This is a genomic window from Methylobacterium aquaticum (assembly GCF_016804325.1).
Classification (GTDB): Bacteria; Pseudomonadota; Alphaproteobacteria; order Rhizobiales; family Beijerinckiaceae; genus Methylobacterium; species Methylobacterium aquaticum_C.
The window spans coordinates 5,809,931-5,830,198 of the sequence record NZ_CP043627.1 but is presented as its reverse complement, the minus strand read 5'-3'; the positions used below and the strand labels follow the sequence as shown (position 1 = coordinate 5,830,198).

General features: G+C 72.1%; 16 protein-coding genes. 9 read left to right on the top strand and 7 right to left on the bottom strand.

Features of this window, described 5'->3' with window-relative positions; genetic code table 11:
* Nucleotides 1–9 precede the first annotated feature (9 nt).
* Together F1D61_RS26775 and F1D61_RS26770 are read right to left on the bottom strand one after the other, a co-directional pair.
* Entirely contained in the window at nucleotides 10–783 is a 774-nt protein-coding gene (locus F1D61_RS26775; protein WP_203155143.1) for a FadR/GntR family transcriptional regulator, read from the bottom strand.
* Nucleotides 784–882: 99 nt separating this feature from the next.
* Entirely contained in the window at nucleotides 883–1,947 is a 1,065-nt protein-coding gene (locus F1D61_RS26770) for an endonuclease/exonuclease/phosphatase family protein (protein WP_203155142.1), read from the bottom strand.
* Nucleotides 1,948–2,210: 263 nt separating this feature from the next.
* Between F1D61_RS26770 and F1D61_RS26765 the strand changes: the two genes are divergently transcribed.
* Nucleotides 2,211–3,292 (top strand): IS630 family transposase gene (locus F1D61_RS26765; RefSeq protein WP_203152705.1). Its coding sequence is split into 2 segments (ribosomal slippage): nucleotides 2,211–2,703 and nucleotides 2,703–3,292, totalling 1,083 coding nucleotides; the frame shifts between segments, so codons are not numbered across the junction.
* Nucleotides 3,293–4,150: 858 nt separating this feature from the next.
* Here the strand turns inward: F1D61_RS26765 and F1D61_RS26760 are convergent.
* Together F1D61_RS26760 and F1D61_RS26755 are read right to left on the bottom strand one after the other, a co-directional pair.
* Nucleotides 4,151–5,071, bottom strand: coding sequence for a site-specific tyrosine recombinase XerD (locus tag F1D61_RS26760; protein WP_203155141.1), 921 nt, complete (start codon nucleotides 5,069–5,071; stop codon nucleotides 4,151–4,153).
* Nucleotides 5,068–5,214 carry a hypothetical protein gene (locus tag F1D61_RS26755; RefSeq protein WP_048433578.1) on the bottom strand — a complete coding sequence of 49 codons (147 nt, stop codon included), beginning with the start codon at nucleotides 5,212–5,214 and terminating at the stop codon, nucleotides 5,068–5,070. Before F1D61_RS26755 ends, F1D61_RS26760 begins: the two co-directional genes overlap by 4 nt.
* A 247-nt stretch (nucleotides 5,215–5,461) precedes the next feature.
* On the opposite strand from F1D61_RS26755, the gene F1D61_RS26750 reads away from it, so the two are divergent.
* Both F1D61_RS26750 and aroB read left to right on the top strand, forming a co-directional pair.
* On the top strand, nucleotides 5,462–6,175 hold the full coding sequence (locus F1D61_RS26750; RefSeq protein WP_246775550.1) for a shikimate kinase: 714 nt from the start codon (nucleotides 5,462–5,464) through the stop codon (nucleotides 6,173–6,175).
* Nucleotides 6,176–6,204: 29 nt separating this feature from the next.
* Complete coding sequence (gene aroB, locus F1D61_RS26745; protein WP_246775549.1) at nucleotides 6,205–7,314, top strand: 3-dehydroquinate synthase; 1,110 nt, start codon at nucleotides 6,205–6,207, stop codon at nucleotides 7,312–7,314.
* A 35-nt stretch (nucleotides 7,315–7,349) separates the two neighbouring features.
* Here the strand turns inward: aroB and F1D61_RS26740 are convergent, their stop codons facing one another.
* Nucleotides 7,350–7,919, bottom strand: a complete 570-nt coding sequence (locus F1D61_RS26740) for a Uma2 family endonuclease (protein ID WP_203155140.1) — start codon at nucleotides 7,917–7,919, stop codon at nucleotides 7,350–7,352.
* Between the two features lie 40 nt (nucleotides 7,920–7,959).
* A complete protein-coding gene (locus tag F1D61_RS26735) occupies nucleotides 7,960–8,526 on the bottom strand; it encodes a DUF3237 domain-containing protein (protein WP_203155139.1) in 567 nt (188 codons plus the stop codon).
* A gap of 193 nt (nucleotides 8,527–8,719) precedes the next feature.
* Here F1D61_RS26735 and F1D61_RS26730 point away from each other — a divergent pair, with 193 nt between their 5' ends.
* The 6 genes from F1D61_RS26730 (at nucleotide 8,720) to F1D61_RS26705 (ending at nucleotide 18,703) form a co-directional block, all read left to right on the top strand.
* A complete protein-coding gene (locus tag F1D61_RS26730) occupies nucleotides 8,720–10,375 on the top strand; it encodes a tannase/feruloyl esterase family alpha/beta hydrolase (protein WP_203155138.1) in 1,656 nt (551 codons plus the stop codon).
* Between the two features lie 802 nt (nucleotides 10,376–11,177).
* Nucleotides 11,178–12,188 carry an AAA family ATPase gene (locus F1D61_RS26725; protein ID WP_203155137.1) on the top strand — a complete coding sequence of 337 codons (1,011 nt, stop codon included), beginning with the start codon at nucleotides 11,178–11,180 and terminating at the stop codon, nucleotides 12,186–12,188.
* 4 nt (nucleotides 12,189–12,192) lie between these two features.
* Entirely contained in the window at nucleotides 12,193–13,107 is a 915-nt protein-coding gene (locus F1D61_RS26720) for a DUF58 domain-containing protein (protein ID WP_203155136.1), read from the top strand.
* 11 nt (nucleotides 13,108–13,118) lie between these two features.
* Complete coding sequence (locus F1D61_RS26715) at nucleotides 13,119–15,941, top strand: DUF4159 domain-containing protein (RefSeq protein ID WP_203155135.1); 2,823 nt, start codon at nucleotides 13,119–13,121, stop codon at nucleotides 15,939–15,941.
* Between the two features lie 252 nt (nucleotides 15,942–16,193).
* Nucleotides 16,194–16,628: an endonuclease domain-containing protein gene (locus F1D61_RS26710; RefSeq protein ID WP_203155134.1), complete on the top strand. Its 435-nt coding sequence runs from the start codon at nucleotides 16,194–16,196 to the stop codon at nucleotides 16,626–16,628.
* The gene (locus F1D61_RS26705) at nucleotides 16,622–18,703 is read left to right on the top strand and encodes a hypothetical protein (RefSeq protein WP_203155133.1); all 2,082 of its coding nucleotides are present in this window, start codon (nucleotides 16,622–16,624) and stop codon (nucleotides 18,701–18,703) included. The genes F1D61_RS26710 and F1D61_RS26705 overlap by 7 nt, the downstream gene beginning before the upstream one ends.
* A gap of 414 nt (nucleotides 18,704–19,117) precedes the next feature.
* Here F1D61_RS26705 and F1D61_RS26700 read toward each other — a convergent pair whose 3' ends face one another.
* On the bottom strand, nucleotides 19,118–20,170 hold the full coding sequence (locus tag F1D61_RS26700) for an IS110 family transposase (RefSeq protein WP_203155132.1): 1,053 nt from the start codon (nucleotides 20,168–20,170) through the stop codon (nucleotides 19,118–19,120).
* Between the last annotated feature and the right edge of the window lie 98 nt (nucleotides 20,171–20,268).

Genomic DNA, 20,268 nt, shown 5'->3' with positions numbered 1-20,268 from the left:
GACTGGTCTTCAGGCCGCCGCACCGTGGCGGCGCAGGCCGTTATGGATGACCTCGCGCAGGGCCGCCGCCGCGGCTTCCGGATCGCGGGCCGCGATGGCCGCGACGATGGCGGCGTGGGCGGACAGCACCGTCTCGCGGTCCGCCGCCTCGACCGGGGCGCTGAGCTGGAACGAGGCCCGCAACGCCACCTCGATCACCCCGCCGATCGAGCGCATGAACGGGTTGCCGGAGGCCACCGCCACCGCGACGTGAAGCGCGAGGTCGCCTTCGGCAAAGCCGATGGAATCGGACGGCTCGGCCCGCATCCGTGCGAGGCCGGCTTCCAGCGCGGCGAGGTCGTCGGGCGTCCGGCGCTCGGCGGCGAGCGCCGCCGCCGCCGGCTCGACCGCGAGCCGGATCTCCGCGAGGTCGCGCAGGAAGCGCCGGTCGATGCCGGCCTCGAGGTGCCAGGCGAGCACGTCGGCGTCGAACATGTTCCAGGCCGCGCGCTCGCGCACCACCGTGCCGACCCGCGCCTTGGTGGTGAGAAGCCCCTTGGCCACCAGCGTCTTGACGCTCTCGCGCAGGACCGGCCGCGACACCCGGAAGGTGGCGAGCAACTCGCCGTCCCCCGGCAGCTTGGCGCCGGCCGGGTAGCGCCCGGCGATGATCGCCGTGCCGAGGCTGCGCGCCACCTCGGCGTGGTTGGAGCGGGCGCGCCCGGCCGGGATCACCACCAGGCCGGCGCCCGGGGGCGAGGCGGCGGGCAGGGCGGCGGGGGCTCTGGCGAAGGGGGCGCGCATTGTCGCGTGACGAACCGACGTGAGAGAGGCGCCCCGACGGCGCCGGTCAGCCTCTTACAGCACGCCCGCGCCCGGCTGAATAGTCATACTGTTTGACTTTCACGACTGCGCGGCCTCCCGCGCCTCCGCCACCGCCTCGGACGCTTCCCGCCGGTCCTCGGCATCGGCCGAGGGCGGTTCCTGCATCGTCTCGGCCCTGGTATCGCGGCACAGGGTGATCAGGATCGGGAAGTGGTCGGAGCCGACATTCGGCAGCCGCTCCAGCCGGGCGAGCAGGAAATGCTCGCTGAAGAAGACGTGGTCGAGGGGCCAGCGCAGCATCGGCCAGTGGGCGTGGAAGGTCGGGTATGCGCCGCGCCCGACCCGCGGATCGAGGAGGCCGCCGATCGCCTGGAACAGGCCCGTGGTGCGGGACCAGGCGACGTCGTTGAGATCGCCCGCCACCACGGTGGGCCCGCCCTCGCGCGCGACCTCGCGGGCGACCAGCACGAGTTCCCCGTCCCGCGTCGCGCTGCTGTTGCCCGGATGCGGCGGGCGCGGATGCACGCCGTGGAAGACGAAGCGGTCGCCAGACGGCAGGGTGACGCCGGCCCGCACCGAGGGCACGTCGTCCTCGATCAGGAAGCGCACCCGGACGTCGTCGAGGGGCAGGCGGGAATAGAGCATCAGCCCGTAGGTGTTGTCCTGCGCCTGGTCCACCCCGTGGGGATACCGGGCGCGCAACGGCGAGAGCGCGTCGCGCCAGCCCGCATCGGTCTCCAGCGCCAGGAACAGGTCGGGGTCGCTCGCCTCCACCGCCGCGAGCAGGCGGTCGTAGGCCCGGTTCGATTGCAGCACGTTGGCGATCAGGATCGCCACGCAGGAAGCCGGGTCCGCCTGCGCCGGGGCGGCGCGGGCGGCCGGCGTCGTCAGGCGGGTGAAGGGCAGGATGTGCCGGAGCTGCAGTCCGAGCGCGCCCAGGAGCCCGGCCCCGAGGACGAGGGAGAGCGGATCGTGCCCGGAGGCGACCAACAGGATCAGAACCGGCGGGATCGCGGCGGCGATCTGGAACCGCGGGAAATCGAAGGTGCGCACCAGCCCGGTCCGGCTGCGCCAGAACGGCAGCAGGGTCGCGACGATCAGCGCCAGCGCCAGCACCTGCGCGGCCACGGACAGGAACGACATGCACACTCCTCCCCCGGCCGTTTCGAGGGCCGGTCGTCTCCTGGCCGACACGTCTCAGCCTTCGGGCGCGGCGGTGTCGCCGCCGGCGAAGCTGTACCGTGTCACGCCCGCGCGGCAATCGCGTAGGCCCACAGATGGTTCCCCAGGTCGTAGAGCAGGGACCATCCGAACCGCGGACTGATACCAACGGCCGGTGAGTGTGACTCGGCGTGTTGCGCCGCGGCTTGGCTTCTGATTCGGTTGCCGGATCAGGAGAGATCGCCATGGCCGGGATCGCTATCACCCGCACGGATTTGACCGCCGAGGAGTTGCGCGCGGCCTCCTCCAAGGCACCGAGCATTCCGGCGGCCCGTCGGATGCTGGCGCTCGCTCTGGTGCTGGAGGGCGCCGACCGCACCAGAGCGGCCCGCTCCTGTGGGATGGACCGCCAGACCCTGCGCGACTGGGTGCATCGCTACAACGCCGAGGGTCTGGCGGGTCTGCGCGACCGTAAGGCGCCGGGCCGCGCCGCCAAGCTGACGCCCGAGCAGATGCAGCAACTCGCCGCCCTGGTCGAGGCGGGGCCGGACGTGGACACGGATGGCGTGGTGCGCTGGCGCCGGGTCGACCTGCAGGCGCGCATCAGGGAGCTGTTCGGGGTCGAGATGCACGAGCGTACGGTCGGCAAGCACTTGGCCAAGCTCGGCTTCGTGCGGCTCTCGGTGCGCCCGCAGCATCCCAAGGCCGACGAGGCGGCACAGAAGGCTTTTAAAAAACCTTCGCCTCGCGGGTGACGGAACTCCTCCCCGAGACCGCCCACGGCAAGCCGCTCGAGATCTGGTTCCAGGACGAGGCCCGCGTCGGCCAGCAGGGCACGCTGACGCGGGTCTGGGCGCGCAAGGGGACACGCCCGCGAGCGCCGCGCGACCAGCGCTACAAGTGGACATACCTGTTCGGAGCGGCCTGCCCGGCGCGGGGCACCAGCGCGGCTCTGGTGCTGCCGACGGTCAACACCGCGATGATGTCGCTGCATCTGGCCGAGATCAGCCGGCAGGTGGCGCCCGGCGCGCACGCGATCCTGGTGCTGGACGGGGCTGGCTATCACGGCACCGCCAAGAAGCCTCGCCCGCGCGGCCTGGTGGTGCCGGACAACATCACGTTGCTACACTTGCCGGCCTCGTCTCCAGAGCTGAACCCGATCGAGTTGGTCTGGCAGTACCTGCGCCAGAACAAGCTCGCCCACCGGGTCTACCGCACCTACCAGCAGATCGTCGACGCCTGCTGCGACGCCTGGAACTTCTTCGCCAACGACCCAGACCTCGTCACCTCCATCACCGCGCGGGACTGGGCACAGGTCAAACTTTAGGGCCGTTGGTATGACCTGGAGGATTCTCGGGATGCCGTCGACGACCTTGTAGTCGACGCAGCAGGTGCCGCCGGTGAATCCGGCGATCTGGAGAATGTCGGCGAAGACGTCCAGGAACGTCTCGTCGTCGACGGCTTTCATCGCGCGGTGCTCGCACCATTTTCCCTTGACGAAGGGCCGGTCACCCATGTCGACCGTGACGGTGCAGGCGTGAACGATCCGGCCCTCGCGTAGCAGCAGGTGCGTGGCGCGCTCCGTGTGGCCGGAGACGCATTCCTGCAAGAAAAAGTCCTGGCTGTTGAGTCTCGGCGTCCACTCGGCGGCATCGACCCTCGGGTCCAGGATCAGCGAGTTGACGCCGTGCTCGTCGTTGTTCTTCTTCAGGATGCCGGGAAATTCCAGGCGGTTGGCCCTGTCGATGAGTCGCGGGATCATGGGGCGAAAACGCATCAGCGACAGGGTGCGGCTGAAGCTGCGCTTGTCGTGGCAGAAATCGACCGCTCGCGCGCTGGGGCACGGCGCCTTGCCGGCGAGGCGGATGCCGGATTTTCGCAGCATCCGCCCGTCCCGGATCGTCAGGGGAACGATCAGATCGAAGGTCCGCCAGTCGGTGCGGGCCCACCATCCCTCACCGCCACCGTGACGTCTCAGGTCGCGCTGGCAGCAGCCCGGATACTGGGCTCCCAGTCCGGCTTCTGCCCGAAGATGATCTTTTCTCTCTGCGTCATCAAACCGAATCGGCCGACCTCCCGGCGGTGATGCACGCACCGTCGCGCGGGAATCCTCGGATTTCCAGCCGTCCGCTCCGGCCGGGCCGGATACCCGGGCGATCGATCGGGTGCCGTCCGGCGCGTCGCCTCAGGCGCTCGCCAGGGGGTGGAGGTCGCGCACCATCTGTTTCAGGCGCTCGTCGAGCACGTGGGTGTAGATCTGCGTCGTCGAGATGTCGGCGTGGCCGAGCAGCTCCTGCACCACCCGCAGGTCGGCGCCGTTCTGCAGCAGGTGGCTGGCGAAGGCGTGGCGCAGCACGTGCGGGCTGATCTTGTCGGTGCGCAGGCCGGCGGCGGCGGCCACCGCCTTCAGGTCGCGGGCGAAGGCCTGGCGGGTGAGGTGGCCGGTCTCGCTGTCGGCGGGAAACAGCCAGGGGCCGGGGGCTTTGAGGGTGTCGAGATGGGCCGCCATGGCCTTGCGCGCCACCTCGGTCAGCGGCACCAGGCGCTCGCGCCCGCCCTTGCCCTTCACCACCAGGAAGCGCTCCTTGGTGGAGCCCGCGGCGCGGGGCAGGGCGACCAGCTCGGAGACGCGCAGGCCCGTGGCGTAGAGAAGCTCGATCAGGCAGTGCATCCGCCCGGCCCGGGCCGCCTCGGCCGGGTTCGGCGCCTGCGCGACCGCCTCCTTGGCGACGCCGAGCAGCCGGTCGACCTCCGCCACCGAGAGCACCTTCGGCAGGCCGCGGCCGCGCTTCGGCCCGGAGACCGGCGCGGTCGGATCGCCCTCGACGAGGCCTTCGGCGTAGAGGAAGCGGTGGAAGCCGCGCACGCAGGAGAGCCGGCGCGCCGCCGAGGTGCTCTTGAGGCCGCGCGCCTCCAACTCGGCGAGGTAGGCCCGGATGCCCGCGGGCTCGACGGCGCCGGGATCGATCCGCTTGGCTGCCAGGTAGGCGAGGTAGTCGTCGAGGTCGCGCCGGTAGGCCGCGAGCGTGTTGGCGGCGGCGCCCCGCTCGGCGGCCAGCATGTCGAGATAGGCGTGCATCAGGCCCTGGGGGCCCAAGGTGCTCATTTCGGCTGCAGCTTCGCGTTCGGGATGGTGACGGAGATCTCGCGCGGGGTCGGCTCGACGAAGGTGGCGAGCGCGAACATCGCCGCGAAGGCGAGGCCGGCCAGGATCGCCACCACGGCCAGGAAACGGAAGAGGGTCGGCACGTCGGCGGGGCCCCAGGGTGACGCGTGACGAAGAGCGGCCCGGACGCTCGAGGTCGCGGGCCACCTTGGCCGTCGGTTCGACCACGTGGTGTCCCCGGAGGCAAGGCCGGCGGCCGGGGTCGCGGCGGAATGCGGGCGGCTGTTGCGCGGGTGCCCGGGGCGGCCGGAGGGGAGGGGGCGAAAGGCGGTGGTTTTCCCCGATATCCGCCGTTTCGTCCTGCGCGAAAAACAGGCTAAAGAACGCCGCATGAACCAGCGTCCCCCTCATGAACAGACGATCGAATCGCGCGTGCGCCGGGGTCTCGGCCTGCGCTCGATCGTGCTGGTCGGGCTCATGGGCGCGGGCAAGAGCACCGTCGGCAAGCGCCTGGCGGGGCGCCTCGGCCTGATCTTCAAGGACGCCGACCACGAGATCGAGGCGGCGGCCGGCCTGACCATCCCGGACATCTTCGCCATCTACGGCGAGCCGAGCTTTCGCGACGGCGAGGAGCGGGTGATCGCCCGCCTTCTGCGCGAGGGCCCGATGGTGCTCGCCACCGGCGGCGGCGCCTTCATGCGGCCGGAGACGCGCCAGCGCATCGCCGAGGCCGGGGTCTCGGTCTGGCTCAAGGCGGATCTCGACGTGCTGATGCGCCGGGTGCGCAAGCGCCCCGGCCGGCCGCTGCTCCAGAACGAGGACCCCGAGGGCACGATGCGCCGGCTGATGGACCTGCGCCATCCCGTCTATGGCGGGGCCGACGTGGTCGTGGTGTCGCGCGACGTCTCCCACGACCGGGTGGTGCAGGACGTGCTGGAAGCCCTCGACGCCTACATGGCGGGGGACGCGCCCGGGGAATTCGCCGGCGGGTCGATGGACCGCCTGCCCCCGGGCGACGGCGGCACGCCGTCGCCGGACGCCGGCGAGGACGGCCCCGAGCCCGGTACGCCCGCCTTCGCCGGCCACGGCCTCGCCGCCCAGTAGACGATTCCCGACGGATTCCGAGGACCATCGTGCAGACCGAGACCGTTCACGTGCCCCTCGACGGGGGCCGGGCCTACGACATCCTGATCGGCCGCGGGCTTCTGGCCGGGATCGGTCCCCGCGTCGCCGCGCTCAAGGCCCGCGCCGTCGGCGTGGTGAGCGACGAGACCGTGGCGGCGGAATACGGCGAGGCCGTCACCGCCTCGCTGGAACAGGCGGGCCTGCGCACCACCCTGATCGCCGTGGCGCCGGGCGAGGGCTCGAAGAGCTATGCGGGCTTCGCCCAGGTCTGCGACGGGCTGATCGCCCACCGGATCGAGCGCGGCGACCTCGTCCTGGCGCTGGGCGGCGGCGTCGTCGGGGACCTGGCGGGCTTCGCGGCGGCATCCCTGCGGCGGGGCGTGCGCTTCGTCCAGGCGCCGACCACGCTCCTCGCCCAGGTCGATTCGTCGGTCGGCGGCAAGACCGGCATCAATTCGCCCCACGGCAAGAACCTCGTCGGCGCCTTCCACCAGCCGAGCCTGGTGATCGCCGACACCGCCTCCCTCGACACCCTGTCCTTGCGCGAGATGCGCGCCGGCTACGCCGAGGTGGCGAAGTACGGGCTGATCGATTCTCCCGACTTCTTCGCCTGGTGCGAGGCCAACCTCGCCGAGATCTTTTCGGGCGGTCCGGCCCGCGAGGCGGCGGTGGCCGCCTGCTGCCGGGCCAAGGCCGGCGTGGTGGTGCGCGACGAGCGCGAGGATGGCGAGCGGGCGCTCCTCAATCTCGGCCACACCTTCGCGCATGCGCTGGAACGCCTGACGCGTTACGATTCCGCCCGCCTCGTCCACGGCGAGGCGGTGGCGATCGGCCTGTGCCTCGCCTTCCGCTTCTCCGCCCGGCTCGGCCTGTGCCCGGGCCAGGATGCCGGCCGCGTCGCCAACCACCTGGCGCTCGCCGGCCTGCCGACCACGCTGGCGCAGGTGCCGGGCGGTTGCGGCGATGCCGACCAGCTCCTCGACGCCATGCGCCAGGACAAGAAGGTCCGCGACGGGGCGCTCACCTTCATCCTGGCGCGGGGCATCGGGAAAAGCTTTATCGCGCCGGGGATCGAGGCGGGGGCGGTGCGGGAGTTCTTGGAGGCGGAGCTGGGGTGAGAAGCAAAGCTGCTCGCAACCAGCAGGCCCATCTGTCAGGCAAGCGGCGTATAGGCGTAGATTACATCGAGCGTGAGCGTGACGCCGATCTCCGGCAGATCGACCTCGTCCGTACAGACGATGGGCGAGAGTCCGCCTGCCGGATTTCTGCGATGCACGACGACCGAGCGTCGGTCCTGCCGCACCAGCACGACGCTCTCGATCGAGGAGACGGCAGCGTAGGCGGCGAGCTTCGACGTTTGCCGGCGTGGCCGATCGCTGGGTGACAGAACCTCGAACACGACCAGCGGTGCAGGCGTGATGCAGAGGTCGTCGCGGCCGTCATCCGGCGCGACCAGAATGTCGGGCGCCACGGTGCGGGCTGCGCCCGGCACCGGGACCTGACTCGGGCCGGAGGGGCGCCAGGGACTGGCATGAAGGCGCCAATGTTGCCGCAGGGCCTCCAGGATGTTGGTCTGGATCCAGTCATGCCGCCGCGTCGGCTGCGGGTTCATCAGCGGCACCCCGTCGTCCAGTTCCCAGCGTTCCCCCTTCGGCCTGTCCTCCAGGAAGGCCAGGAAGCCGTCGAGGCTCATCGGAGGATCGCGTGTCTCAGCGGCGCGCATGGCGGGCGCTCCCGGTTGCTCGCCACCATCCTACCATGCGTCAGGCCAGCCGGAACGCCCGCACCAGCACCGCCTCCTGTGCCGGCCGTAGGCTGTGCAGGGTGCCGACCAGCACCAGCCGGTTGAGCCAGGCATGCGGCCCCTCGGGCGCCGTGACGTCGATGGTCGAGAAGCGGGAATCCGGCCCGCCGTCGCGGCCGGGATCGATCGTCACCTGGTTGCGCACGGTGAGGATCGCCCCGTCCTCGGTCCTCAACTCGTAGAGGGCATCGAGGCGCCGGACGCCGTCCTTGCGCACCAGCTGCCGGTCGGCCCCGCCGGGCAGGACGATGCCGCGGAGCCGCGGGCCCTGGAACCGGCCGCCGGTGATCGGGACCATGCGGCGCTCACCGAGCGGCGAATCGCCGAGCGGCACCAGCGGGGCGATCTCGACCACGGCCTCGTAGACGAACTCCGTCCGCGGCGGCACCAGGGGTATGTCGGCGAGAGGGCCGGTGGCCGTTGCCTCCGCGGCGGCTGCCGGCGCCGCGAGGCCGGAGCCGGCGAGGGCCGCGCCCGACAGGATCAGCATCCGACGGTCGATGGGCGGTGCGTCGCGGTGCATCATGGCGGATCCTCCCGGCGATGGTTCGTCCCCGGATCATGCGCCGGGTCCTGCCGCGGCGACAGGGCCGGAGACGGGCTGCCGCAGGGTTTCGTCGTCGCCGTCGCTTGACGGCAGCCGCGCGCCGGGGCCGAGTGTCGGCCGACATCCTGCGGGGCGCTCGACGGCCCGGCCACATCTCTGGGGAAGGGGGCTCATGGTGCGCACCATCGTGCGGGGGGCGGGGCTCGCCCTGCCGGCCGTCGTCGCCGGCTCCCTCTCCCTTGCCCTGCCGGCCCTCGCCGCGCCGCTCGCCTGCGGCGACCTCACGCGCCTCGCCCGGCCGGACCTGCACATCACCCGTGCGGAGCCGGTCCCCGCCGGCACCCTGCCGGCCGACAATCCCGGCCGCGCCGCCCTTACCGGAGCGGCCCGCGCGAAGGCAGCCTTGCCGGCCCATTGCCTCGTCGAGGGCACCATCGATCCGCGGGCCGGGGCGGGCGGCGTCGCCTACGGCATCGGCTTCCAGTTGCGCCTGCCGGAGACCTGGAACGGCCGCTTCCTGTTCCAGGGCGGCGGCGGGCTCGACGGCGTGGTCGGCGAGGCGCTCGGCGCGATCCCGATCTCGGGGGCGACGGCGCCGCCGGCCCTTGTGCGCGGCTATGCCGTCGCCTCGACCGATTCCGGCCATCGCGGCCGCGACAATGCCGACGCCTCCTTCGGCCTCGACCAGCAGGCGCGGATCGACTTCGCCTACCGGGCGGTCGGGGAAGTCGCGCGGGAAGCCAAGGCCCTGATCGCGGCCCGCTACGGCCGCGCCCCGGCGCACGCTTATTTCATGGGCTGCTCCAATGGCGGCCGCTCGGCCCTGATGGCGGCGACGCGCTTTCCCACCGCCTTCGACGGCGTGGTAGCCGGCGCCCCGACCTTCCGGCTGACCCGGGCGGCCCTCGGCCAGGTCTGGGACACGCGCGCCTTCCTGTCGGCCGCGCCCAAGGACGCCGAGGGCAAGCCGGTCCTGGCCGAGGCCTTCACCCAGGCCGACCTGGACCTCGTGGCGCGATCCGTCCTCAAGACCTGCGACGCCGCGGACGGGCTCGCCGACGGCACGGTCGAGGCGGTCGCCTCGTGCCGGTTCGATCCGGCGAGCCTCGCCTGCCCGGGCGACAAGACCGCGACCTGCCTCAGCCAGGCGCAGGTCGAGGCTTTGCGGACGAGCTTCGGCGGCGCCCACGATTCGCAAGGGAAGCCGGTCTACGCCTCCTGGCCCTGGGACCCGGGCCTTGCCGCGCCGGGCTGGCGGGCCTGGAAGCTCGGCACCTCGAAGACCGCTGTGCCGAACGCCCGCAACGCCACCCTCGGGCCGTCCGCGATCGCCAACTACTTTCTGACCCCGCCCGATCCCGGCTTCGATGCCCTGCGCTTCGATTTCGACCGCGACACCCCGCGCACCGCCGAAACCGCCGCCCTCAACGACCCGACCGGCACCTTCCTGTCGACCTTCGCCGCCCGCGGCGGTCGTCTCCTCGTCTACCAGGGCGCCGCCGACCCGGTCTTTTCCGCCCGCGACCTCGTCGAGCACTGGCAGGCGCTGACGCGTGACAACGGCGGCGCGGCGGCGTTCGCCGACCGGGCACGCCTGTTCCTGGTGCCGGGCATGAACCATTGCGGCGGCGGGCCGGCCCTCGACGATGTCGACCCGCTCGCTGCGATCGAATCCTGGGTCGAGCGCGGCGAGGCGCCCGACCGGCTCGTCGCCCGCGGCACCGCCTTCCCGGGCCGCACGCGGCTGCTCTGCCCCTACCCGAAGGAGGCGCGGTATCAGGGCGGCGAGGCGGACAAGGCGGAGAGTTTCGCCTGCCAGGAGCCGTGAGGCGGTTCCAAGGCCGATCAACTCTGCTGCGTGAGACGGTGTAGCAAGGGGCGCGGGTTTCTCCCTCCCCCCTCTGCGGGGGAGGGTGCCCGGCGCAGCCGGGCGGGAGAGGGGGCGACGCTTCCGGCAATGTCGGGACCATGGTGACGGGCGCCATCTGGATCAACGTCGCGCTGCCCCTCTCGGTGGGACTTCGTCCCGCTGCGCTCCCCCACAGTGGGCAGGGCTGTCTGGGGAAAGAAAAAAGCGCGGGTTTCCCCTCTCCCCGACAGATCCCGGGCTTGCCCGGGATCTGCAAGCGACGGACGAAGTCGGGGAAGCCCGACTTCGTTGCGGGGAGAGGCCTGAGCTCCGAAGGGGCTCAGGAAGCCCGAAGGGCGAGGGTGAGGGGGTGTTTCCGAAGGAGCCTCATCCGGAAACACCCCCTTACCCTCGCTGCGGCTTTCGCCTCCGCTCCTTTCGTCCCCGACAAGGGGGACGAAAGCCTCTCCCCGCCCGCGGGGAGAGGGACTTTCCTGCGCCTCGCCTTTCCCCGGACAGCCCTGCACAGTGGGGGGAGGGTTTGCCCGCGCTATCCCTCTCTATGGACAGCCCTGCCGCCCGCGGGGAGAGGAGGAACCCGCGACTCTCCTTTCCCTGGATAGACGCTTCTCCGAGACGAGCCCGCCCACCCAGCCGAAGCGACACCCGCCCCGCCGCCCTGCGGCGTCGCGCCGACCTTGCCTTGCGGTGCGGAAGGGAGCCACACTCCCCGATCCCCGGGACGGGCCGCGAGGCCCCCGGACGACGATGAGGACCCCGCATGACCCCAACCACCGCGCCGGCCGCCGCGACCCCGATGGATGACGGCATCGTCGCCGCCGCGGAAGCCTGCCTCGCCGGCGTCGGGCGCGCCCGGGAGGCGATCCACGGGGTCATCTTCGGGCAGGAGCAGGTGGTCGATCTCGCGCTGGTCACCGTGCTGGCGGGCGGCCACGGGCTCCTCGTCGGTTTGCCGGGACTGGCCAAGACCAAGCTCGTCGAGACCCTGGGCACCGTGCTCGGGCTCGATGCGCGCCGGGTGCAGTTCACCCCCGACCTGATGCCGTCCGACATCCTCGGCAGCGAGATCCTCGACGAGGACCAGGACCGGCACCGCTCGTTCCGCTTCGTGCGCGGGCCGATCTTCACCCAGCTCCTGATGGCCGACGAGATCAACCGCGCCAGCCCCCGCACCCAGTCGGCACTGCTCCAGGCGATGCAGGAGCGCTTCGTTTCGGTGGCCGGCGCCCGCCACGACCTGCCGCGGCCGTTCCACGTGCTGGCGACCCAGAATCCGATCGAGCAGGAGGGCACCTACCCGCTGCCCGAGGCCCAGCTCGACCGCTTCCTTCTGGAGATCGACGTCGGCTATCCCGACCGCGCCGCCGAGCGGCGCATCCTGCTCGAGACCACCGGCGCCGAGGAGCACCGGCCGCAGGCCGTGATGGATACGGACAGCCTGCTCTCGGCCCAGCGCCTGGTGCGGCGCCTGCCCGTCGGCGAGGCGGTGGTCGACGCGATCCTCGATCTCGTGCGCGCCGCGCGTCCCGTCGGCGGCGACGCGGCGATCGCCGACAAGCTGCTCTGGGGCCCCGGCCCCCGCGCCAGCCAGGCGCTGATGCTGGCGGTGCGCGCCCGCGCGCTGATCGAGGGCCGGGTCGCGCCCTCCGTCGACGACGTGGCGGCGCTCGCCGAGCCGGTGCTGAAGCACCGCATGGCGCTGACCTTCGCGGCGCGGGCCGACGGCGAGACGATCCCCGGCCTGATCGGCCGCCTCGTCGGGCGGCTCTGACCCGGTGGTCGCGACGCGCGTCCTCGATGCAGGCCTCCGCGCCCCCGGCCGGCGGGAGACCGAGACCGCCCTCACGCTCGCCGAGCGGATGCCGCGCCTGATCCTGGAGGCCCGCCGGGTCGCCGCGACCCTGGCGCACGGCCTGCACGGCCGCCGCCGGGCCGGGCCGGGCGAGAGTTTCTGGCAGTTCCGCCCCTTCGTCGCCGGGGAGGCGGCGAGCCGGATCGACTGGCGCCGTTCGGGCAGGGACGACCGGCTCTACGTCCGCGAGCGCGAATGGGAGGCGGCGCATACCGTCTGGTTCTGGGTCGACCGCTCGGCCTCGATGGGCTTCGGCTCGACCCTGGCGCAGGCGCCGAAGATCGAGCGGGCGCTCGTGCTGGCGCTGGCGCTCGGCGACGCCTTCGTGGAGGCCGGCGAGCGGGTCGGGCTGCTCGGCCTGTCGCGGCCCCAGGCCACCCGCGCCATCGTCGAGCGGATGGCCGAGACCCTGTCGGGCGACACCTCCGGCCTCGACGAGGACCTGCCGCCGCGCGCCCCCGTCGGCCGTTTCGACGAGGCGGTGCTGATCGGCGATTTCCTCTCTCCCCCCGAGCAGGTGCAGGCCGCGGTCGCGGCAATCGCCGGCGCCGGCAGCCGCGGCCACCTCGTCATGGTGGTCGATCCGGTGGAGGAGACGTTCCCGTTCTCCGGTGAGGCCGAATTGCACGACCTCGAGACCGGCCTGTCGCTCCGGGTCGGCGACGCTGCGGCCTGGGGCGAGGCCTACAGGCGGCGGATCCGCGCCCATCGCAACGCGTTGGCCGAGATCGCCCGCGCGCAGGGTTGGACGCTCACGCTGCACCGCACCGACCGGCCGGCGAGCGAGGCGGCGTTCCGCCTTGTCACCCTGGTCGCCGCCGCCCGCGGCGCAGGCTGAGGACGCCTTCGATGTTCGGACTGCCCCTCGGCTTCGCGGCCCCCGCCGCCCTCGCGGCGCTGATCGCCCTGCCGGCGCTCTGGTACCTCCTGCGCGTGACGCCGCCGCGCCCGCGCCGGATCGACTTTCCGCCGCTGCGCATCCTCGCCGACCTGCTGCCGGAGCGCGAGACCCCGGCCCGCACCCCGCCCTGGCTGCTGGCGCTGCGCCTCCTCGCCGCCGCCTGCCTGATCCTCGCGGTGTCGGGACCGGTCTGGAACCCGAGCCCGCAGGGCGCGGGCGACGGGCGGACGCCCCTGGTTCTCATTCTCGACAACGGGTTCACCGCGGCGCAGGACTGGCGCGACCGGATCCGTGTGGCCACCGCCGAGGTCGAGGCGGCCTCCCGGGCCGGCCGGCCGGTGGCGCTCCTCGCCACCGCCGCGGCGCCGACGGGCCTGGAGGCCACCGGCCCCGGCCCGGCGCTCGAACGCCTGCGCGCCATCGAGCCGCTGCCGCACCTCGCCGACCGCTCGGCGCAATTGCCGTCGCTGACCGCCTTCCTGGAGCGGAACCCGGGCAGCGCCGTGGTCTGGGTCGGCGACGGCGTGGCGGGGCCGGACGGCGACGGCTTCCCGGCGGGCCTCGCGGCGGCGGCATCCCGCAACCGCGCCGAGATCACCGTCTTGAGGGCCGAGCGGGCACTGCCCTTGGGCCTCGCCGGCCCCGATTCGTCCGGCGGGCAGCTCGGCGTCAGCGTGGTCCGGGCGGAGCCGAACGGCCGTGATTCCGGCACGGTCCGGGCCCTCGATGCCAAGGGCCTGCCGCTCGCCGAGACGAATTTCTCGTTTGCCGGCAATGCCACCGCGACGGAGGTCCGCTTCGACCTGCCGGTGGAACTGCGCAACACCATCGCGCGGTTCGAGGTGGCGGGCGAGCACTCGGCCGGCGCCGTGGTTCTGGCCGACGAGCGCGGCCGGCGCCGCCGGGTCGGCCTCGTCTTCGGCGGCACCAGCGACCAGGCCCAGCCGCTGCTCTCGCCGACCTACTACCTGTCCCGCGCGCTGACGCCCTTCGCCGACGTGCTGGAGCCCCGCGGCGGTCGCGGCGTCGCCGAATCCATCGGCCAGATGCTCGATTCCCAGGTCTCGGTCCTGGTGCTCGCCGATGTCGGCGCCCTCGATCCCGCGACGCTGGAGCGGGTCTCCGCCTTCGTCGACAAGGGCGGGCTGCTCCTGCGCTTCGCCGGCGCCCGGCTCGCCGCCGGCAGCGACGACCTCGTGCCGGTGCGCCTGCGGCGAGGCGGGCGCAACCTCGGCGGCACGCTGTCCTGGGACAGCCCGCGCACGCTGGCGCCCTTCGCCCCCGAGAGCCCCTTTGCGGGCCTGACGCCGCCGGCCGATATCGGCGTGCGGCGCCAGATCCTCGCCGAGCCGGACGGCGACCTCGCCCGGCGCACCTGGGCCGCCCTTCAGGACGGCACTCCGATCGTCACCGCCGCCAAGCGGGGGGAGGGCATGGTGGTCCTGGTCCACGTCACCGCCGACACCACCTGGTCGAACCTGCCGCTGTCGGGCCTGTTCGTCACCATGCTGCGCCGGGTCGTGGCGCTCGCCGGCACCACCCCGCCGACGACCGGCTCGAATCCGGGCGCCCCGCCGCCGGTGCTCGCCCCGCGCCTGACCCTCGACGGGTTCGGCGCCCTGAAGGCGCCCCCGCCCACCGCTCGGGCGATCCCGGCGACCTGGACCGAGCGGGCGAATCCGGAGCATCCGCCGGGCTATTACGGCCCGGTCGATGGCGGCCTCGCGGTCAACGCGCTCACCGCCGAGGATCGGCTGAAGCCCCTCGACCTGAAAGCCCTTGCCGGTGCCCGCTTCGGCGGCCTGGAGGAGGCCCGGACCCGCGACCTGCGCGGGCCGTTCTTCCTCGCCGCCCTGCTGCTGCTCGCCCTCGACACCCTGGCGAGCCTGTGGCTCGGCGGCTTCCTCGGCCGGATGGCGGGGCGCCTGCGCCGCCGGCCGGCCGCCGCGGCCGTGATCCTCGGCCTCCTGGTGCTCGGCGCGAGCCCGGACATCGCCCGAGCGGCCGAGCCCGCGGCCAACCGGCCGAACGGCATCGAATCGGCGCTCGTCACCCGCATCGCCTACGTCGTCACCGGCGATGCCACCGTCGACGAGACGAGCCGGGCCGGCCTCACCGGGCTGACCCAGATGCTGGCGAGCCGCACCGCGCTCGAACCCGGCGAGCCCGCCGGCATCGACCCGGCCAAGGACGAGCTCGCCTTCTACCCGCTGATCTACTGGCCGATCGTGCCGAACCGGCCGCTGCCGGGCGAGGCGGCGATCCGGCGGATCGACGCCTTCATGAAGAACGGCGGCACGGTGATCTTCGACACCCGCGACGCGATGACGGCCCGTCCCGGCGGCCCGCCGACGCCGGAAGCCCTCACCCTCCAGCGCATGCTCGCGACTCTGGAAGTGCCGGAACTCGAGCCGGTGCCACGCGACCACGTGCTGACCAAGGCGTTCTACCTCGTCGACAGCTTCCCCGGCCGCTACGCCACCGGCCAGACCTGGGTCGAGGCGCTGCCGCCGGCCGGCGACGGGGCCGAGCGCCGCCCGGCCCGGGCCGGCGACGGCGTCTCGCCGATCGTCATCACGGGCAATGACCTCGCCTCGGCCTGGGCCGTCGGCCGGCGCGGCGAAGCCCTCTATCCCCTCGTCGGCGGCGATCCGCGGCAACGCGAGATGTCCTACCGCGGCGGCGTCAACCTCGTGATGTACGCGCTCACCGGCAACTACAAGGCCGACCAGGTCCACGTGCCGGCGTTGTTGGAGCGGTTGGGGCAGTAAAAAATGTATGGAACACGAGGTTAAACGTGTGTGGCGCGGGATCCCCTCTCCCGTGTGGGAGAGGGGTAGGGGTGAGGGTGCTACGGTTCTAAGTCATGCTCCCACCGTCCCGCTGGCAACACGACGCTCATTGTTTCACACGGAAGCGTGTCACCCTCACCCCTACCCCTCTCCCACACGGGAGAGGGGATCCCGCGCTCTTCTGGAAATATTTCGGCTCTTGATAAGCATCTTTATAGAGGAACACCCAGCATGGCCCGAGAGTCGAGGCAGTTCGCCAGGGCCTTACGGCAGCAGGCAACTTCGGCCGAGGATCGTCTCTGGACCGTGCTACGCGGGCGCCGCTGTCACGGGATCAAGTTCAAGCGGCAAGTTCCGCTCTTGCTCTACACGGTCGACTTCCTGTCCCCTGACCGCAAGCTGATCGTCGAACTCGACGGCCGACAGCACGAGTGGCACCGTGACTACGACGCCCGGCGAACGAAGGAGATCGAGCGCCTGGGCTTCTGCCTGCTGCGCGTCAAGAACGAGGACGTGATGTCGGATCTCGATGCCGTCCTGAAACGGATCACGGACGCGGCATTCCCAGGGGGTGAGGGGATCCCGCATACGCCGTCCGCTCCCTATGACCTCCACGACATGCGGCCGCCACTGCGAAACCGCAGCCCAGAGACAACCATATGCTGAGCCTCAGCCTCGCCCCCCTCGTCCCCGTCCCGGTCCTCTGGGCCTTAGGGAGCCTCGCCGCGATCCTCGCCGTGGTCGCCTTCCTCGCCCGCGGGCCGGTGGCGCTGTTGCGCGTCCTCGTCCTCGCCCTGGTGCTGCTGGCCCTCGCCAACCCCTCGCTGGTCCAGGAGGAGCGCGAGCCGGTCAAGGACGTGGTCGCCGTCGTGGTCGACCGCTCGGGGTCGCAAGGACTCGGCGACCGCCCGGCGATGACCGACACGGTGCGGGCCGAGTTGCAGCGCCGCCTCGGCACCTTGAATCAAATCGAGCCGCGCTTCGTCGACGTGCCGGAGGCCGCCGGCGGCGACGAGGGGACGCGGCTGTTCACGGCGCTCTCCAGCGCGCTCGCCGACGTGCCGCCGGATCGCCTCGCCGGCGTTGTGATGCTGACCGACGGCGTCGTCCACGACATTCCGGCCAACCTCGCCGCTTCGAGCTTCAAGGCGCCGCTCCACGTGCTGGTCACCGGCCGGCCCGACGAGCGCGACCGGCAGATCCGCCTGATCGAGGCGCCGCGCTTCGGCATCGTCGGGCGCGACCAGACCATCCGGGCCGAGGTGATGGAGCGCGGCGGCACCGGCTCGGCGGTGGTGACGGTGCGCCGCGACGGCGAGCAGGTGGTGCGCCAGACCGTCCGCACCGGCCAGCCCTTCAGCCTGACGCTCCGGGTCGAGCATGGCGGGCCCAACGTCGTCGAGATCGAGGCCGAGGCGTTGCCCGGCGAATTGACCACCGCCAACAACCGGGCGGTGCTGCCGATCGAGGGCATCCGCGAGAAGCTCAGGGTGCTGCTCGTCTCGGGCGAGCCCCATGCCGGCGAGCGCACCTGGCGCAACCTGCTGAAATCCGATGCCAACGTCGATCTCGTCCATTTCACCATCCTGCGCCCGCCGGAGAAGCAGGACGGCACGCCGATCTCCGAACTGTCGCTGATCGCCTTCCCGACCCGCGAGCTGTTCCAGCAGAAGATCAAGGATTTCGACCTCATCGTCTTCGACCGCTACGCCAACCAGAGCGTGCTGCCGTCGAGCTACTTCGACAACATCGTCCGCTACGTGCGCGAGGGCGGGGCGCTGCTGATCGCCGCCGGCCCGGAATTCGCCTCCGCGGCGAGTTTGGCCCGTACGCGGCTTTCCGCGATCCTGCCGGGCGAGCCGAACGGCCGGGTGGTGGAGCGCGCCTACAAGGCGGCGCTGACCGATAGCGGCCAGCGCCACCCCGTCACCCGCGACCTTCCGGGCTCCGAGGCCTCGCCCCCGGCCTGGGGCGACTGGCTGCGGCTCATCGGTGCCGAGGTCCGCCCGGGCGTCACCCCGATCCTGGCCGGCGCCGACAAGCTGCCGCTGCTGGCCCTGTCCCGCGAGGAGAAGGGGCGGGTGGCGCTCCTCCTCTCCGACCATGCCTGGCTCTGGGCCCGGGGCTACGAGGGCGGCGGGCCGCATCTCGACCTGCTGCGCCGCCTCGGCCACTGGCTGATGAAGGAGCCGGCCCTGGAGGAGGAGGCTCTGCGGGCCAACACCACCGGGCACGGCCGCGAGGTCCGGGTCGAGCGCCAGACCATGGCCGACACCGCCGAGCCTGTCACCGTGACGGCGCCGAGCGGGAAGACCCGCACCCTGACGCTGAACCCCGACAAACCCGGCCTGTTCGCCGCCGCCTTCGAGGCCGACGAACTCGGGCTGCATACCCTGCGCTCCGGCCCCCTCGTCGCCTTCGTCAGCGTCGGCCCGGCCAATCCGCGCGAGCTGGTCGACGTGTTCAGCGACACCGAGCGCCTGCGCAGCCTCGCCGAGGCGACCGGCGGCTCGGTGCGGCGGCTGGCCGAGGCCGGAGGCGGGCTCGCCATCCCGCGGCTCCAGATCGGCCGCTCCGGCCGGCTCTCCGGCTCGGACTGGATCGGCTTCCGCCCGAGCGACAGCGCGGTGGTGCGGGGCGTCTCGGTCTACCCGCTCGGGCTCGGCCTGGCGGCCCTGGCGGCGATCGCCGCGGCGGTGCTGGCGATGTGGTTGGTGGAGGGGCGGCGCGGGCGGGCGTGAGCGCCCGCTCGACCTGCCGCGACAGTCGTCACACTCTCCGGGTCATTCCGGGGCCGCGAAAGCGGAGCCCGGAATCCATATGTGGACGGCCCCTTCTCGCAAGCGGAAAATTCCGGCCAAGCTTTCGCGTTGCATCCATATGTCCGGCCTTGGTGCGGCCCTGGGGCCGCGGCCAAAATGGTGGTTCGCGACACGCTCTCCCATCAGAAACACGGCCTCGAACGGCCCCTGGATTCCACGGATTTTTCGCGCGTCACAGACAGCGTAGCCGACCACTCATCTTCTGCTTGCAAGCTCACGGGCGCCTCACCGGCTCCCAAACTCCTTCAATCCGCGCTGACCTCGCCTCGCCGACAATACTGCCAGGCCCTGCTATACCGCCAAGCCCTGCTCCCGATCAGATCCTACCCCCGATCAGGCCTGGGCCGGCGCAGCCCCGCCCACAGCAGCGCCGGCCCAGGCCGGGTCGTACGAGCCCCCGCTCACCAGAAGACGCCAGGCAATCCGCGCCAGCTTGTTGGCCAGCGCCACCGCCGCCACCTTCATCGGCTTGCGTGCCAGAAGCCCCGTCAGCCAGCCTTTCAGCCCGCCGCTGCCCGGCTTGTGGTGACGCAACACCGCCATCGCGCCAGCCACCAGCACGCTGCGCAACTGCTCGTCACCCGCTCGCGTGATCCCGCCTAGCCGCTGGCGGCCCGCCGTCGAGTGGTCCTTGGGCGTCAGGCCCAGCCACGCCGCGAAGTCCCGGCCGCTGTCGAACGCCGCGGGATCGGGCGTCTTCATCACCAGCAACGCCGAGGCGACCGGACCCAGCCCCGGCACCTCGCTCAGCCGCTGGCAGGTCGTGTTCTCCCGCTGCCAGAGCTTGAGCTGGCGGTCAGCCTCTTGCACCCGCTCGTCAGCATCCTGGTACTCCTCCCATAGATCCGCAAACAGCGTGCGGGCCAGGTCCGGCACTGCCGGCTCCTTCGCGAAGCGCTCCGCCAGGTCCGCGAGATGGGCCAGACCCTGCGGGACCGTGAGCCCGAACTCGGCCGCGTAGCCGCGCAGGCTGTTGCTGATCTGGGTGCGCCGCTTCAGCCGCTGCTCGCGCAGGCCCGCCAGCATCTGCGCGGCCTGCTGCTCGGGCGTCTTGACCGGCACGTAACGCATCTGCGGCCGGCTGGCTGCCTCGCACAGGGCTGCCGCGTCCCGGGCGTCGTTCTTGGAGCGCAGCACGTAGGGCTTGACCAATTGCGGAGCGATCAGCCGGACCGTGTGGCCCATCGCCCCCAGCGTGCGGGCCCAGTCGTGCGACGCCGCACAGGCCTCCAGCACCACCAGGCAGGCCGGCTGCTTCTCGAAGAACTCCTGCATCTTGGTCCGGGTCAGCTTCTGCTTCAGGACCACAGCCTCGGACGCATCGACGCCGTGCAGCTGAAAACTTCCCTTGGACGTATCCAGCCCAATGCGGGTAACCTCGGTCATGGACGGCCTCCTCGGATGAGATCCCAACGACCTCATTCTGGCACACTGATGCCGATCGGGGGGCCGTCCACACCATCAGAGCCGCCGACGGTTCAGGA